Annotated in this window: 14 protein-coding genes; 9 read left to right on the forward strand and 5 right to left on the reverse strand. The window is 42.3% G+C overall.

What is annotated here, in order from left to right; genetic code table 11:
* Nucleotides 1-61: 61 nt before the first annotated feature.
* From ACE1CD_RS13655 to ACE1CD_RS13690, 8 genes are all read left to right on the forward strand, one after another.
* Entirely contained in the window at nt 62-3298 is a 3237-nt protein-coding gene (locus tag ACE1CD_RS13655; RefSeq protein WP_374824750.1) for a tubulin-like doman-containing protein, read from the forward strand.
* A 68-nt stretch (nt 3299-3366) separates the two neighbouring features.
* Nucleotides 3367-4197, forward strand: a complete 831-nt coding sequence (locus ACE1CD_RS13660; protein ID WP_374824753.1) for an Rpn family recombination-promoting nuclease/putative transposase — start codon at nt 3367-3369, stop codon at nt 4195-4197.
* Nucleotides 4198-4273: 76 nt separating this feature from the next.
* The gene (locus ACE1CD_RS13665; protein WP_374824755.1) at nt 4274-4483 is read left to right on the forward strand and encodes a hypothetical protein; all 210 of its coding nucleotides are present in this window, start codon (nt 4274-4276) and stop codon (nt 4481-4483) included.
* A gap of 91 nt (nt 4484-4574) precedes the next feature.
* Nucleotides 4575-6116, forward strand: coding sequence for a hypothetical protein (locus ACE1CD_RS13670; protein ID WP_374824758.1), 1542 nt, complete (start codon nt 4575-4577; stop codon nt 6114-6116).
* 24 nt (nt 6117-6140) lie between these two features.
* Entirely contained in the window at nt 6141-6905 is a 765-nt protein-coding gene (locus tag ACE1CD_RS13675) for a hypothetical protein (protein WP_374797360.1), read from the forward strand.
* Between the two features lie 79 nt (nt 6906-6984).
* Nucleotides 6985-7128 (forward strand): hypothetical protein, encoded by a 144-nt coding sequence (locus ACE1CD_RS13680; protein WP_374797362.1) that lies wholly within the window; start codon nt 6985-6987, stop codon nt 7126-7128.
* A gap of 176 nt (nt 7129-7304) precedes the next feature.
* Nucleotides 7305-8285 carry an aldo/keto reductase gene (locus ACE1CD_RS13685; protein ID WP_374797364.1) on the forward strand — a complete coding sequence of 327 codons (981 nt, stop codon included), beginning with the start codon at nt 7305-7307 and terminating at the stop codon, nt 8283-8285.
* 91 nt (nt 8286-8376) lie between these two features.
* Nucleotides 8377-9525, forward strand: coding sequence for an alanine--glyoxylate aminotransferase family protein (locus ACE1CD_RS13690; protein WP_374824761.1), 1149 nt, complete (start codon nt 8377-8379; stop codon nt 9523-9525).
* 250 nt (nt 9526-9775) lie between these two features.
* Here ACE1CD_RS13690 and glgA read toward each other — a convergent pair whose 3' ends face one another.
* The 3 genes from glgA to ACE1CD_RS13705 all read right to left on the reverse strand — a co-directional run bounded on the left by glgA (nt 9776) and on the right by ACE1CD_RS13705 (nt 11963).
* Nucleotides 9776-11251: a glycogen synthase GlgA gene (gene glgA, locus ACE1CD_RS13695; protein WP_374824764.1), complete on the reverse strand. Its 1476-nt coding sequence runs from the start codon at nt 11249-11251 to the stop codon at nt 9776-9778.
* A gap of 152 nt (nt 11252-11403) precedes the next feature.
* Nucleotides 11404-11781, reverse strand: a complete 378-nt coding sequence (locus tag ACE1CD_RS13700; RefSeq protein ID WP_374824767.1) for a nuclear transport factor 2 family protein — start codon at nt 11779-11781, stop codon at nt 11404-11406.
* Nucleotides 11782-11783: 2 nt separating this feature from the next.
* Nucleotides 11784-11963 (reverse strand): hypothetical protein, encoded by a 180-nt coding sequence (locus ACE1CD_RS13705; RefSeq protein WP_374824769.1) that lies wholly within the window; start codon nt 11961-11963, stop codon nt 11784-11786.
* 94 nt (nt 11964-12057) lie between these two features.
* Between ACE1CD_RS13705 and ACE1CD_RS13710 the strand changes: the two genes are divergently transcribed.
* Nucleotides 12058-12237 (forward strand): hypothetical protein, encoded by a 180-nt coding sequence (locus ACE1CD_RS13710; RefSeq protein WP_374797372.1) that lies wholly within the window; start codon nt 12058-12060, stop codon nt 12235-12237.
* Between the two features lie 158 nt (nt 12238-12395).
* Here ACE1CD_RS13710 and ACE1CD_RS13715 read toward each other — a convergent pair whose 3' ends face one another.
* On the reverse strand, nt 12396-12734 hold the full coding sequence (locus tag ACE1CD_RS13715) for a DUF5615 family PIN-like protein (protein WP_374797374.1): 339 nt from the start codon (nt 12732-12734) through the stop codon (nt 12396-12398).
* A gap of 3 nt (nt 12735-12737) precedes the next feature.
* Nucleotides 12738-13064 carry a DUF433 domain-containing protein gene (locus tag ACE1CD_RS13720; RefSeq protein WP_374797376.1) on the reverse strand — a complete coding sequence of 109 codons (327 nt, stop codon included), beginning with the start codon at nt 13062-13064 and terminating at the stop codon, nt 12738-12740.
* Nucleotide 13065: the final 1 nt, after the last annotated feature.

Here is a 13065-nt window from a genome sequence, read left to right on the forward strand (position 1 = left end):
CCCGGTTTCTCTAAGAAACCGGGTTTCTGAGAAAATAATAATCAGAAAAAGGAGATAAAAAATGACTCAATCAAATGAACGGAATTTTCGAGGAATCAACCGCACAATTTGTATCGGATTAGGCGGTACTGGTAGAGATGTTTTGATGCGAATTCGACGGTTAATTGTCGATCGATATGGCGATTTAAGCAAATTGCCAATTGTGAGTTTTGTACATATTGATACAGACAAAGCGGCGACACAAGTATCTGGTTTGCGATCGGGAAGTACCTATCACGGTGTTGATTTAAGTTTCCGAGAATCAGAGAAAGTTAGCGCCACCATGACATCGGCGGAAGTGACTAATTTCGTGCAAGGAATGGAACGGCGATCGAATTACGATCGCCAAGGGCCATACGATCATATTGCCAGATGGTTTCCGCCGCAATTATTGCGAAATATCAAAGCAGTAGAAGAAGGCGCAAAAGGAATTCGACCTGTAGGGAGATTGGCATTTTTTCACAATTATCGCCGCATTCAAAGCGCCATTCAAACCGCAGAAAATCGCACGCGGGGACACGAAGCAACTTTACTGAAATTGGGGTTAACAGTTGAAGAGGGATTGAATATTTTTGTGGTTGGTTCCCTCTGCGGTGGTACGGGTAGTGGGATGTTTTTGGATATCGCTTATAGCTTGAGGCGTGCTTATAAGGATAGCGAAGCAAAAATAGTTGGTTATTTGATAATTAGTCCTGAGTTGTATGGCAATACTCCTAACATGATTGCCAACACTTATGCTGCTCTCAAAGAACTCAATCATTATACCACACCCAGCAGCAACTTTGAAGCTTGTTATGATATGCAAACTCTAGATATTGTGCGGGAAACAAGACCGCCTTTTGACTACGCTTATTTAGTTTCCAATCAAACCAGCAGCGATTATAAAATTCTCAAACAAGCGAAATTATGCAACGTAATCGCACATAAAATTGCCTTGGATTTTTCTGGTGAGTTAGCACCCGTTGTTAAAGGAATGCGGGATAATTTCACATCACACATGATTCAGTGGGACGATCATCCCCGTCCAAATGTGCAGCGATATTTAACATTTGGATTGGCAGCAATTTATTTTCCTCGCGATATCATCGTACAAATCGCTTTAACTAAAATTAGCGTGAAATTAGTGACATTCTGGTTAAATGGATCGGGACAAAGCCCCGATCCACAAAAGTTATTTGAACAATTTATAGTTCAATATAATTGGCATAGCGATTTGGCGCAAAGGGATGGTTTTACGAGCAAATTAGCAGAAGCAGTGCAAGAAGGAAATAAAACTTTTGTTAATGTGCTTAACGCTTGGAGAAATACTAAGTTAGAGAAGGCAATTAATGAGTGCAAAAATAGGGACGATCGCCAAGGTTTAAGACAGACATTACCTCGTGAATTTCGAGAACAATTTAGAAAAAGCCAACCTGGTGAAAATGAAAGCGTAAGAGGAATTTGGCTGACGAGATTGCTACAGGTAAGCCCAGATATTTTCAAGCAACTTAAGGAAAATATCGATGAATTTTTGGCTAATTTAATGACACCGGGAACTGCGAATTTCTCGATCAAGAGCGGTCGGGATTGGCTAGATGCTTTGCAAAGAGATTTGGAGACTTATCAGCGACAGCTAGAGGAAGAAATTGCTAATTTTGGTGGTATACGCAAATTGGAAGATTTAGAGAAGAAATGGCGGGATGCAGAACAGATAATTGAAGATATCGAGCAAAAATTTGATTTACCTTTGGTAGGTGGAAAAAATCGAGAAGTGCAAGCAGAAGCCAAAAGGGTAGTGAGGGAAGTTTGCGATTTAATCAAACACAATTTTGATTTGGCAGTTACTCAAGAAGCATTGCAAATTATCAATAATTTGCAAAAGCACATTCGAGAGAGATCGACTCAATTAGCTGCTTTCAGCCGATTAGTCGATAACTTGAAAACCGATTACGAAAAAGAGGAAAGCGATCTCAAACAGATGAATTTTGATGAAATGAGCGGCGAGGCAATTTTTGAGGATGAAGATATTGAAAGTTGCGATAAAACTTTGTTACCCAGCAATGATTTTCGCTCCCAGTTAGTGCTACTTAGTAAACAAGTAACAGAAGCAGCGGGAGTCGAAGAATCGATCGCGTATTTAATGGAGCGCACCAATCAAGAGCAACTGCAAAAACAAATTGACCTGAAAGTAGACAGTATGTTTGGCTCTCGCAGCAATCAAATTGTCAAATCAGTCATTAAGCGTTTTATCCAAAAATACACAGGTTCCACACCGCGTACTCGTTTAGCACAAGTTAAAAAGGAAGCCGAACCTTTGCTGCGTTTAAATTTGAGCGATCCTTACTTCCATCAAACACCAGCAAAAAGAAGTGATTTAGTCGGATTTAAAGATACTGACGACTCAGAAGTTCAGCAGTTTAAAACCATTCTAACCAGCGATTCAGGTATTTCGGAAAATGCGCTCAAACCAACTCAAGCGGAAGATGAAATCTTAATCGTAACTGAATATGCTGGGTTTCCGCTGCGATTGATTAGCGGTTTAGAAGGGATGCGAAATCCTTATATGCGCGAGCAAAATTTGGGTGGTTTTCTGCACAACGATAGTCGGATTTTGTTTACTGATATTATTCCTCCAGATGACAGAATCATGGAAGAATTGGAAGATATTTTCTATCCTTGTTTGGCGTTTGAGTTAATGAAAGAGAACGGAGAGAATCAGCAATTAGAGTTTCAATATTATGATGAATTGCGCGATCATTATAATCAAGCTTCTCTCAGTCAAGTTTGGAGTCAAGCTTTGGAGGAATTGGCGAATCGACGCGATATGACTGAAGCTTTGAAGAGTTTGCTTGATAATGCGATCGCTAATATAGAAAGACAGCCAAACCTATGGGAAAAACACTACTTACCCAAACTGCGGCAATTTGTCGATCGCATTGATGAATTACCAGAAGATGACCCCAATTATCCCTACCGAGCAACCGTTGTCGGAGTTCCCGGAACTACTGATACTCCACCTAAAGAGGGAATTATCAATCGCTTCCGCAAAAAAATGGATGCGCGATTTAAATCTTCACAACAAAATTCTCAACAACGCACCAACACGAGCAATCGAGAAATAGTTCCTGTCGATGTAGTTTTTGAGTCAGCCGAAGATTCTCAAGATCCCAGACTACAAAGGGAACTCGAACTCTTAGAACAAGAGTTGAGAGATGATTTGATTACCCGAAAAGGTTACGAAATCAAACGTCAACAAATTCTGAAAAAATACTCTCAATAATTTCGGTATAAGTTGGGTTTTGTTACCTCAACCCAACCTACCAACTTACCACCAAAACTCAGGGATGTATGTACGACAATGTTTGCAAATTTATAACTGAAGAATTCACTGCCGATATTGCCACTTGGCTGTTAGGTTCACCAGTCCAATTAACGGAACTGAGTCTTTCTGAATTATCCTTAGAACCAATTAGAGCAGATTCTCTAATTCTTCAAGATGTTGATAGTAATTTGGTACTCCATTTAGAATTCCAAACCGATCCCGATCCTGATATACCTTTTCGGATGGCTGACTATCGCCTGCGAGTATATCGCCGTTTCCCCGAAAAACGGATGCGCCAAATAGTCATATATTTGAGGAAGACAGGTTCCCAATTAGTACACCAAACTTCTTTCGTTTTAGAAAGAACAACTCACTCATTCGATGTGATTCGTATCTGGGAAAGACAGCCAATAGAATTTCTCAATCCTAATTGTGTGGGATTATTACCATTTGCGGTGTTAAGCAATACGGAAAATCCTCAAGAAATCCTCAATCAAGCTGCACAATTGATTGAGGAAATACCAGAAAGAAAGGTGCAACTTAACTTAGTGGGTACTACCGCAATCTTAGCTGGGTTAGTATTGAAGGAAGAGGTCATTAAAACAATCCTACGGGAGGACGTTATGAGGGAATCAGTGATTTATCAAGAAATTTTGCAAACTGGATTACAACGGGGTATTCAGCAAGGTATTCAGCAAGGTATTCAGCAAGGTATTCAGCAAGGTATTCAGCAAGCTACAGAACAATTTGCGCGTACTTTGTTGCAAAGAAATATGCCTGTAGAGGAAGTAGCTAGTTTGACGGGACTAACAATTGAACAGGTACAAAGTCTACAGGATGCTGTGGATAATCAATAAATTATAACGTGACCGGGTTTAACCCGGTCACACCAAATAACCAACTAACTAAAACTATATCCTACGGGAGGACGTTATGAAGGAATCAGTGATTTATCAAGAAATTTTGCAAACTGGTTTACAACGGGGTATTCAGCAAGGTATTCAGCAAGGTATTCAGCAAGCTACAGAGCAATTTGCGCGTAATTTGCTACAAATAAATATGCCTGTAAAGGAAGTAGCTAGTTTGACGGGAATGACAATTGAACAGGTGCAAAGTCTACAGGATGCTGTGGATAATAACTGAATTGTCAGGCGCATCTCAATCCTCGCTCCCAAGCTCCCGCTGGGAGCGAGAAAAAGAAAACAGTTTATTCTCGGAATCTTAAGGTTTTCTTATGCCACCAATACCGCCTTATTTAGTTTTTCTGACTGTCGTCCTCGTTGTTTTGCCATCAGTAATTGCTATTTTATTGCGTTTAGCGTTGCATCAACATTTGGTGCAGCAAGTGGCTAAGGTGAAAATGCTCGTCAACGGTAACACGAGTATCAAAGAACCTCGGATTGTGGAAAACCTTAAATCGAGATTTAAAGAAGCGAGTAGTAATTTAGAACAAGTCAATACAGCAGCATTAATAGATCAAGTTTACAGCCAAGAGAAAGTGGCGGGGATTTCCAGCGAACAAATCGACTACTTTTGCCGTATTCTCCCAAATTTATTGCTAGCATTTGGATTGCTGGGGACTTTTCTAGGCATTACAATTAATTTAACTGCATTGAGTCAGACGATCGCACAACCTGACGCCAGTAATGTTAGCACTTTAGTGCAGAAATTGCAAGAACCTTTACAAGGTATGGGAATTGCCTTCACCACTAGCTTAACTGGAATATTTTTTAGCGCTTTATTAACAGTAATTAACTTCCTCTTCAATACTAATTTAGCCAAGTATCAGCTTATTACTTCTCTAGAAGATTATCTCGATAACGTTTATCATCCCACACTACAGGGTCAAACTCGCCTAGATAAAATAGTAAAAGGTATGGCAGATTCGTTTGACCACTTCTTAACTAGATTTGGACAAACTGTGCGAGAAGCAGTCGAAAGTTCTCTCAAAGCTAAACTGCAAGAAATTTTTGATGCTAATATTGAAGCTACCAAGTTAGCCAAAGAAGTATACACCAGATTAGCCGAATCTTCTGGTACGATATCCAGCGGTGCAAATCAATTTAAAATATCGGCTAATGAGTTGGGGAATGCTGTGGCGGCGATGATGACAACAGCCGATCGATTTAACCAGGTAGCCGAAACCTTTGAGCATAGTCAATTTCCGCACAGATTAGCAGACGCGACAGCAGATTTGGCTAGCACGCAAGCCGACTTTTCCCAGTCTGCTTCTATTTTAGCAGAATCGGTTCAGTCAATTAAAAAAGCGCTGAAGGATCTGCGACTTTCCAGTCAGCAGTTATTGAATTTGCAAGAAGAAGTCAGCAATATTAATCAAAATTCCGGGCAATTTTTAGAGTTGCATCAAAACCATCAAAAAGCTCTCGATGAGATTGTTGTGCAACTCCAGCAACGATTACCGAATTTTCAGTCTGTTGCTGAACTACAGCAGCAAATTATCTCTAAATCAGATAATTTGGATAAAGTACAAGTTGAATTGACAAACTTAGTGGTGACGCTGAGGGAATATACAGATGGTGTTACTTTGGGAATTCAATCGGTGAGCGATCGCATTTCCGAAAGCATCAATAACCAATCCGAAAATACCAATTCCCAAATTAAAATTGTCATCGAAAATATTCAGCAAGGTATCAGCCATCTCAACGACACCAAATACGAACTTTACAGATTGAGACAAACCTTGGAAAAGCGCTCGCCTAAAGATATAGATGAAGCTAAATTAGATGAAATAGTTGATAAATTAAACAAGATATAAAATTTTTGATTGGGAGTTGCGATCGTGCGTCGTCGGTCACGCCATCTTGATGATAACGAAGACCTCAACATCTGGCCAGCTTTCACAGATTTGATGTCTAACGCCTTTATGATTTTGAGTTTATTTTTGTTACTAGCAATAGTAAAAGCATCCATATTACAGTCTACCTCAGAAGAGATAATTGACAAGCTGCGTCAAAGTGAAGATAGAGTGGGAGACTTAGAAAAACAGCTAGCTAATTTGCAGCAGCAATTGCAGCAAAAAAAGAATCAAGTTACTAACCTTGAAGGACAAGTTGAAAGACTGAAATCGCCGCCTATTATCGTGATTAAAGATTCCGGAGAATATAAATTTGAAGTGGGTAAAGCCGACTTACCAACAGGACTGCGTAGCAAAATAGAAAATGATTTCGTCAATCAAATCGAACGCTACGCAACAGAATACCAAGGCTATATCGTAGAAGTAATCGGTCATACAGACGGGCAAAAAAATAGTAATAGATATAGCAGTTTAGATGATAAAATAGAAGGAATAGCCAACGGCGAAAATGCCAGTGCAATTCAACTAGGATCGAACGCAGATTTGGGTTTGATGCGAGCATTAGCAGTCGTTCAGGTACTGCGGGATATGCAAAAAAAAGGTCGCTTAAAAGGATTAGAGTTTCGCGCCTACTCCGCCGCACAATTGGTTTTGCCAAAAGGTTACATTCCTCAAAACGATGGCAATACTGATGAACCTGCGCGGCGGCGAATTGAAATTCGTTTTACTCCTCCTGGTGTGGAGAGATAAAACAGGTATTTCAAGGTACGTTGTTGCGCTGAGAGCGCCAGAAATAATCCCTGAACGGTTACACAAACTCATCCCACAAATGGTAATATTAGCGGAGTATTGGTTGGCAACAAATATGGATAACGATTTACTGGCTTTTCTGGCAGGTGTTGGCTTTCTAATTGTCTATCTCATCTTCTCAGCCATGACTGAAATGGGCACGAAATTGCCTTGGAAGAAATAGAAGCTTATCCGGACAGTACGAGCGGGAGATTTTCTTACCGCAGATGAACGCAGATGAACGCAGATGTATTTGCGAAAATTATCGCTTTGTCATGGCTTTTCGGATAGTTTGTTAGGGATGGAAATTAGTTTAAAATTTCATAATGATATCTAAATAGAGATGTGAATAAACAGAATATGGAAAAAAACCAAAACCTCGTTCTTCCCATTATGGGCTGCGGTACTTGGGCATGGGGAAACCGCCTGCTTTGGGGATATGACGAAAGTATGGATGACCAACTGCAAACCGTCTTCAATCTTTGTGTGAGCAACGGTGTCACCTTATTTGATACGGGCGATTCTTATGGAACTGGCAAATTAAATGGGCGAAGCGAACAACTTTTAGGACGCTTCTCTAGGGAATATCAAGGTGCTGGCAAAGAAGATATTTGTATTGCTACAAAGCTGGCTGTTTATCCGTGGAGATTTACCCGCAAATCAATTATATCGGCTTGTCAGGCGTCTGCCAAACGGCTGGGAAAAAATGTAGATTTGGTGCAAATGCACTGGTCTACAGCTAACTACGCTCCTTGGCAGGAATGGCGGCTTTTGGATGGTCTTGCCGACCTTTACGAGCAAGGACTGGTAAAGGGAGTGGGGTTATCAAATTACGGATCGAAACGGCTCAAACAAGTGCATCAAAAATTTGTCGATCGAGGCGTTCCCATTGCTACTCTGCAAGTTCAATATTCACTCTTATCTACCTATCCCGTCACCGTATTGGCAATAAAAGAAGTATGCGATGAATTGGGAATAAAACTGATTGCTTACAGTCCTCTAGCACTGGGTCTGCTAACAGGCAAATACTCGGAAAAAGGGCCGTTCCCTAAAGGCATCCGAGGTCTGCTGTTTCGGCAATTATTGCCAGGAATTCGATCGCTTTCCAGCTGTTTGGCAGAGGTAGCGCGATCGAGAAACAAAACAATGTCCCAGGTGGCAATCAACTGGTGTATCTGTAAAGGAACTATTCCCATCCCAGGCGCGAAGACTGTGGAACAGGCGAAGGAGAATATTGGCGCTTTGGGTTGGCAACTAGACTCTGGGGAGATTGCAGAACTGGATAAAGCTGCTGCAAATACAGATAAAAAAATGGTGCAAAACATTTTTCAAACTAAGTAAATGCTGTGGTTAGTGGCGTAATCTAGTTAAAAGCGCTATTCCTGATTGGACTAGCTTTTCCGATCGAAAAATTGCCAATCCTTATAACATAATGACTCTCACACTTTCAATTAACAACGATCGACGGCTGCAACTCGCTCCCTTAGAGATACCTACTCGCCTGTTGCTAGGCCCTGGCCCCTCTAATGCCCATCCCGCCGTCCTCCAAGCGATGAATACGCCGCCTGTAGGACACCTCGACCCAGCATTTCTGGCGTTGATGGATGAAATACAAACCTTGCTGCGCTATGTTTGGCAAACGGAAAATTCCCAGACCATCGCTGTCAGCGGTACGGGGACGGCGGCGATGGAAGCAACGATCGCCAATTCTGTCGAACCCGGCGATGTAGTTCTAGTTGGTGTAATGGGCTACTTCGGTAATCGCTTGGTTGACATGGCCGGACGCTACGGTGCGGACGTGCGAACCATTAGCAAACCTTGGGGAGAAGTGTTTTCCCTCGAAGAACTCCGCACTGCGATGGCAACCCACCGTCCGACAATCCTCGCTTTAGTCCATGCCGAAACATCCACAGGAGCGCGTCAACCTTTGGAAGGTGTCGGCGACTTATGTCGCGAATTTAACTGTCTGCTACTCGTAGATACCGTAACCAGTCTGGGTGGCGTTCCCATATTTTTGGATGAGTGGGGAGTTGACTTAGCTTATAGTTGCAGTCAGAAAGGGTTGGGTTGTTCTCCCGGCGCTTCCCCGTTTACCATGAGTCCGCGTGCAGTAGAAAAATTGCAGCAACGTCGCCAAAAAGTAGCTAATTGGTATTTGGATATGACGTTGTTAAGCAAGTATTGGGGAAGCGATCGCATCTATCACCATACAGCCCCCATAAACTTGTATTATGCTCTGAGGGAAGCACTGCGTTTAATAGCAGAAGAAGGATTGGAAAACTGTTGGCAACGCCATCAAAAAAATGCCGAATACCTTTGGCAGGGACTAGAAGATTTGGGATTAACTCTCCACGTTCCGCGAGAATTTCGTTTGCCAACGCTGACAACAGTTCGCATTCCCGAAGGTGTGGATGGCAAAGCAGTATCGCGCCAATTACTCACCGAATACAACATTGAAATTGGCGGCGGACTTGGCGAACTGGCGGGTAAAGTTTGGCGTGTTGGTCTAATGGGTTTCAACAGTCGTCCCGAAAGTGTCGATCGACTCTTAGAAGTATTGCGTCAGGTATTACCCAAGTAGTGGGGGAGTGGGGAAGTCAAAAGTCAAAAGTCAAAAGTCAAAAGTCAAAAGTCAAAAGTCAAAAGTCTAGGACTTACGCATCAAGTATGAAATGTAGGGGCAATTCATGAATTTCCCCTACGGTAAATCAAGGGTTTCAGGTCATTTTTGCCTAAGTCCTGAAGTCAAAATTCCTCCCTCTTCCCTCTTCCCTAACCCCGACGCCCTTTTTTGACTTTTGAATGAGTGACTTTTGACTTTCCCGACGCCCTCATTTGTGTCGGATATAATCGTAAATTCCAACATACTGAGCGCCGGGATGGTTCCAGGAGTAGTCGTATTCCATACCCTGAATCACCAGTTTGCGGAATTCTTTAGGTTTTTTGTACCACAAATTAATTGCACGATCGAGCGCCGATTCTAAAGCTTGATTATCTGTTTGGTAGAACACATAACCATTGCGTTTCTCTAGCGGTTTGTTTTGGTCGTAGTCGCGATCAAACACGGTATTGACAAGACCGCCAACTCCGCGCACGATCGGCACAGTACCGTATTTCAACCCAATCATCTGCGTTAATCCGCAGGGTTCGTAATTGCTGGGGACGACAATCATATCCGCACCTGCATAGATTAAGTGGGCTAACTCTTCGTTGAAGCCAATTTCTATGTGACAATCTGGGCTATTATTCAGGTGCTGTTTTTCATGCCAGAAATGGTCGTTAATCCCAGGTTCTGTAGCGGAACCCAACAACACAAATTGCGCCCCTCGATTTTGAGCGTAATAAATGGCGTGATGCACGAGATGAACGCCTTTTTGATCGTCTAAACGACCGATGTAGCAAACGATCGGCTTCTGGGAATGACCCAGCCAAAGTCGCTCTCGTAGGGCTTTTTTGTTCTTGAGTTTTTCTTCCAGATTATTTTGAGAGTAGTGATAGGGAATATAGCCATCGACTTCCGGATTCCAAACATTATAGTCAATCCCATTGAGAATCCCGCCAAATTTGTGCTGGTGTTTGTGCAAGGTGTGACCCAACCCACAACCAACTTCCGTGAAACGCGCTTCCCAGGCATGATGGGGCGAAACCGTGTTGATATAGTTGGAGTAGACTATACCCCCTTTCATCAAGTTGATCGCCGTTGCATTTTCGTCATCCCCCAGGCGATCGATATCGTAGTAGTATTCTTGTCGATACAGACCAGTCACCTCAAGTAAGTTAGCACCCGCAATCCCTTGGTGTTTGAAGTTGTGAATTGTGTAGCATACCCGCTGATTCTCCAGTCCGTGATATTGATATATCTCGTACAGCATGACAGGAACTAAGCCTGTTTGCCAGTCATGGCAATGGATGATATCGGGACGCTTATCAGTTTTCAGTAGAAACTCTAAAGCTGCTTTGCTGAAGAACGCAAAGCGCATATGATCGTCCAGACAACCGTAGTAACAGCCCCGATTAAAAAAGTCATCGCTGGAGTGGGGTTCAATAAAGAAACACAGCTGTCCGTGTACCCAGCCGCAATCCACAGAACAGTTAATCGCACCGCCATCCCAGGGCACTTCCAAGTCGCTATATGCGTTGTGCATTCCCCAAATATGGTCATAGCGCATACAATCGTACTTTGGCAGAATAATTTCTACCCCATGACCCCGAATTCCTAACTCTCTGCTAAGCCCGTAAACAACATCGCCCAAACCTCCGGCTTTGATGACGGGAGCGCATTCAGAGGCAATTTGTACGATGTACATCTTTCGTCCTCACCTATACGAATCTTCACCTTTACAAAAGATAATATTTTCTGGCAAGCAAGTAACCTAGCCAGAGATACCAAATTTACTGCCTAAACTATCTTGACAAAATGACCTTTATAGACTCTCGTTCGGGGCTTAAATTGCAAATTTTAAATTTTCGAGATGGAATTAGCACTGTAGTGAACGATCGCTTTAGCAATCTTGTCTTGAGAATCCAACACCATCACTTCTGCTGCGAGCATTTCTTTAACGCTGCGATAGTAAATAGTTAAGCTTTCCACACCCGTCAATATTTGCAATAACTCAAACTTAAGCTCTGGATAAGTATCAAGCCCTTTTGCAAAATAAGACCTTAGCGCTTCTTTACCTTTAATAGTGCCAGAAGCATCACCCAACAATTTAATGATGAATGGGGATATAAATTCTATTTCTTCGGCATAGTGGGACATAATAGCATCCAAATCGTGGCGGTTCCAACTTTCGATCCACTCTTGCCCTATTGTTTTGGCTTTATCTTCAGAAATCATGTCTAACTTACTGCCTCTTCCGTACTTAGAGCGCCATACCTAAGAGAATTGACAATCACCAGCCTAGCAACCACATGGCGCGATCGGCTACCAAAAGCCATGCGTAAGTAATATCGCGTAAATAAAGGCGATCGCATCAGTAGAGATCGGTAGCCGAACAGGGATAAGGCAACGGTAAACACTTAGGTTAATGAGTAAATTTTTGTAAAAAGCTCCGGATTTTTATTTGGCTAGTGCGTAGAAAGGAATAAAAGCTTAGTATTTTCAAGGTAGTGTATGGATTCCAGGCAGTGTTCGGCAGTAGACCAAATTCCCGATCTAGTTCCTAACCTCAAAAATATCACCGGCGCGATTACTCGCCAAGAGATTTTTGGTGCTCCCCTGGAAATAGACTCGGAAGATACACTTCTCTTAATCGATGAAGATGGTTCTTTCTATTTCATGAACTTACCATAAGGCGATCGTCTTAAATATTCCGTTAAGCGATGCAAGTATGTGCAGGTCTCTCAACCGTAAATGCTTATCTTGTCATCTAGAAAAAGCCATATGGTTCTGGCAGGACGCTCGATCGCTTCTCGATTTAAAACACAATCTTTCTCCACATATTTCAACATTCACGACTGACGAGTAACTCGAATCAACTGACCGCTTAATGTTTCGACTGAGGATATTGCTTCATCAATCCGGTTAGCCAGCCTTTGCCAATTATCATCTTTTGTACAGACAATGATACCTTCGTGCATTGGTTGTAACTTATGAAGCCTGATAAAATCATGTCGATTAAGCGTCAAAACTGCTCGATTGTTCGCGATCGCGAAACCTAACACCTCTTCATCCGGAATCCGCTGATTAGCATTTCCTGCCTCCTGTACCGTCAAGACATCATGACCCAAAGCGCGTAGAAATTCCACGACTGGGAATGGGAATTGTTCATCTGTATAGAAACGTGCCAAAGTTCAGGCTTCCTCTTGTTCTCGAATTGCTTTTTCAATTTCATCAGAATTTGCATCAGCATAAGCGAAAGCATTCACTAAGTCTGTAGCCGTAACATCGGGATGTCCCTCAAGGATTTTTGCATCGCTTGCACCATCACGACGATAACTTACCAGCAACCAAACTGGAATTCGAGTGTGTCTGATACAGGCTTCGCCACCCATTACCCCGGCAGTTTTCTCTATTCCAGGCCATTTCTCGGCTAAACTTTGGGTTAATATTTGTATTGCCTGAACTTTCTCATCAGGAGTCAAAGAAATTAACTGTGCTTCTAATTCTTTTAGTGTCATA

The sequence above is a fragment of the Aerosakkonema sp. BLCC-F183 genome, assembly GCF_041929145.1.
In the GTDB taxonomy this organism is placed as follows: Bacteria; Cyanobacteriota; Cyanobacteriia; order Cyanobacteriales; family Aerosakkonemataceae; genus Aerosakkonema.

What these genes read in the sequence shown, in the direction of transcription:
- ACE1CD_RS13655 (WP_374824750.1), top strand. Translation starts at nt 62, where the DNA reads ATGACTCAATCAAATGAACGGAATTTTCGAGGAATCAACCGCACAATT.
- ACE1CD_RS13660 (WP_374824753.1), top strand. Translation starts at nt 3,367, where the DNA reads ATGTACGACAATGTTTGCAAATTTATAACTGAAGAATTCACTGCCGAT.
- ACE1CD_RS13665 (WP_374824755.1), top strand. Translation starts at nt 4,274, where the DNA reads ATGAAGGAATCAGTGATTTATCAAGAAATTTTGCAAACTGGTTTACAA.
- ACE1CD_RS13670 (WP_374824758.1), top strand. Translation starts at nt 4,575, where the DNA reads ATGCCACCAATACCGCCTTATTTAGTTTTTCTGACTGTCGTCCTCGTT.
- ACE1CD_RS13680 (WP_374797362.1), top strand. Translation starts at nt 6,985, where the DNA reads ATGGTAATATTAGCGGAGTATTGGTTGGCAACAAATATGGATAACGAT.
- ACE1CD_RS13685 (WP_374797364.1), top strand. Translation starts at nt 7,305, where the DNA reads ATGGAAAAAAACCAAAACCTCGTTCTTCCCATTATGGGCTGCGGTACT.
- ACE1CD_RS13690 (WP_374824761.1), top strand. Translation starts at nt 8,377, where the DNA reads ATGACTCTCACACTTTCAATTAACAACGATCGACGGCTGCAACTCGCT.
- glgA (WP_374824764.1), bottom strand. Translation starts at nt 11,251, where the DNA reads ATGTACATCGTACAAATTGCCTCTGAATGCGCTCCCGTCATCAAAGCC.
- ACE1CD_RS13700 (WP_374824767.1), bottom strand. Translation starts at nt 11,781, where the DNA reads ATGATTTCTGAAGATAAAGCCAAAACAATAGGGCAAGAGTGGATCGAA.
- ACE1CD_RS13710 (WP_374797372.1), top strand. Translation starts at nt 12,058, where the DNA reads ATGGATTCCAGGCAGTGTTCGGCAGTAGACCAAATTCCCGATCTAGTT.
- ACE1CD_RS13720 (WP_374797376.1), bottom strand. Translation starts at nt 13,064, where the DNA reads ATGACACTAAAAGAATTAGAAGCACAGTTAATTTCTTTGACTCCTGAT.